The organism is Photorhabdus kayaii (genome assembly GCF_025384895.1).
Classification (GTDB): Bacteria; Pseudomonadota; Gammaproteobacteria; order Enterobacterales; family Enterobacteriaceae; genus Photorhabdus; species Photorhabdus kayaii.
This window is the reverse complement of sequence record NZ_JAJAFZ010000157.1, coordinates 1-2,248: the sequence shown is the minus strand read 5'-3', so window position 1 is coordinate 2,248 and position 2,248 is coordinate 1. Positions and strand designations below refer to the sequence as shown.

Annotated in this window: 2 protein-coding genes; both read right to left on the bottom strand. The window is 45.6% G+C overall.

Annotated elements, in window-relative coordinates:
• Positions 1–110: 110 nt before the first annotated feature.
• On the bottom strand, positions 111–566 hold the full coding sequence (tnpA, locus tag LGZ98_RS23495) for an IS200/IS605-like element ISPlu5 family transposase (protein ID WP_113042941.1): 456 nt from the start codon (positions 564–566) through the stop codon (positions 111–113).
• Entirely contained in the window at positions 452–2,176 is a 1,725-nt protein-coding gene (locus LGZ98_RS23490) for a transposase (protein ID WP_158536574.1), read from the bottom strand. Before LGZ98_RS23490 ends, tnpA begins: the two co-directional genes overlap by 115 nt.
• Between the last annotated feature and the right edge of the window lie 72 nt (positions 2,177–2,248).

Below are 2,248 nucleotides of genomic sequence, written 5' to 3'. Positions count from 1 at the left end.
GCCACCCGCATAGCGGGTGGTTTGCTCTAGCCCTATAAGGGCATATTACCGACTGCGCCTAAATGACGCCCTTTCTCTTCGTTCAAGCTAAGTGTCTTTGCTTCTTTGGCTTACCCCTTGAAGGGGTCTTCATGCTCTCGTGTACTTAACTTATCCTGCATTAAATCTGACTTTTCTTGCTCTCTGATGTATTTTCGGATTGTGACTTCATTTAGCCCTACCGTACTCACGTAGTATCCTTCTGACCAAAACTTCCTATTGCCAAACTTGTATTTTAAATTGGCGTGCTTATCAAATATCATCAATGCGCTTTTACCTTTTAGATATCCCATAAAACTTGAAACACTTATTTTAGGTGGGATACTCACCAGTATATGGACGTGATCTGGCATGAGATGCCCTTCGATGATTTCTACTCCTTTATACTGACAAAGGTCTCGTAAAATCTCACCTATCCTCGAACGGATACGGGTAAAAATGACTTTTCGTCTGTATTTCGGCGAAAAGACGATGTGGTATTTGCACAGCCACTTTGTATGTGCTGAGCTTTGTGCTTTAATTCCCATAAACACCTTTCCTTATTTGAGTTACGTATATTAGCTTGAACATCTATATCGTAACGGAAAGGTGTTTTTCTTGGTATAACCCTTGATTTCCACCCGCATAGGGGGTGTCGCAAAAGGGTTGAGGTCACTTTTTCAAGCATCAAGTTAAATTCAATCACTGACTTTGGGCAGCCTGTTATTTGTATGGATAACAGGCTAAAAATAATCCCTAATATCAGAGCCACCGCTCTTGATAAGTTATAGGCCATTGCATGCAGGGAAAACTCCAGCTTTACCGCTGACAATCCCTTACGCCGAAAGCGTTCCAGTCTCTGAATTCCCCGTAATGCCGAAAATACCGGTTCTACCAGGCTCTTCCGTTGACTCAATATCTGTTTTGACTCCGGTCGGGCCATATGCAAACGAAGTGTCTCCCGCCCTTCATCTTCCGGATAACGTTTTATTTTTCTTCCTCCTTTAGCCTTTGTGCAGCCCGCTTTCTTCGGGCATCCGGCACAATTGTCAGCGCGATAAACCCGATAGGTCCGCGTTTTTTCAGTGGCTTTCACTGTACTTTGCAGGGACAATTGGTGATGAGCAGGACAAATATAGCAATCTTGCTCAGCATCATAAGTAAATAAGGATTTAGGATAGATTTTTCGGGTACGCTGTCGGTCTGAATTTTCTGTACAAAACAGCAAGATCTGATGTTTCTTCGCCTCAGCAATCACATCGTCATGGAAATAACCGGCATCCAATAACAGCTTTTCCGGGTGACCTCCCGAGATAGTGAGATTCTGCGCCAATAACGCGGCCATCACTTGGGTTTCACTGGAGGGGGCGACCGTTTGAGCGACGATAATACGTCTGTTGTTGACTAAAACAGACGGTTTATAGGAAGTTGAAAATCCTCTTCCCCGCTTGAGTTTCTGGACGACGGCTTCGGGTTCTGTTGGATTGATACGCAGTTGGCTGGCATCCTTCCCTTTTTTTTCGCGATTTTCTTGTCGGCGCCGTAATACGTTGGCTCCCTGTTCCAATTGCTTTATGCGTTTTTCTGTCTGCGCTGTGGCAGGGGTAGCCGTGAGAGTATTTTTTTCACGTGAAATCGCTTCCTGAGTTAAAAGGTGGTAATGAGAACAGGCCGCCTCTATCACTGTCCCGTCACCGGCCAGGCACGAGCCGTCCGAACGACTGCGGTGCAAAATGGATAAGGTCAGTGCCTTAAAAAACGGTCCCGTCAGGACGGATTGGTGCTGATAAATAAAACGCCCAAGACTGGCATGATCGGGCGTAATTCCCTGGCTGACAAAAATACAGCCTAAATCTAAACGCGCAAGTCGTTCAAGTTCTCTGAGCGAGCAGTGTCCTTTCATGATCCCATAAAGCAGGATCCCCATCATGGAGCGTGGAGAATAAGGGGCTCTCCCTGTCGAAGCATAATGGCGTTCAAAGGGGCCCCAATCTTGCTCATCAAGAATGTCAGCAACAATAAATGCGCAACGCTCCCCCATTTGCCTGAGATAATCAGAAAGGGAAAGGGAGCCATCCAATACAGGTAAGTGCTGAGCTTTGACAAACTGACGTTTGGTGTAAGCAGACGGTTCCCGTTTTCGAATGAATAAGGTCATAAAAGATCTGCGCCTAAAGGAAGAGCGCAGATTTTAATGGATAACATGACCTTTTGCGACACCCTCTTTATG

What these genes read in the sequence shown, in the direction of transcription:
- tnpA (WP_113042941.1), bottom strand. Translation starts at nt 566, where the DNA reads ATGGGAATTAAAGCACAAAGCTCAGCACATACAAAGTGGCTGTGCAAA.
- LGZ98_RS23490 (WP_158536574.1), bottom strand. Translation starts at nt 2,176, where the DNA reads ATGACCTTATTCATTCGAAAACGGGAACCGTCTGCTTACACCAAACGT.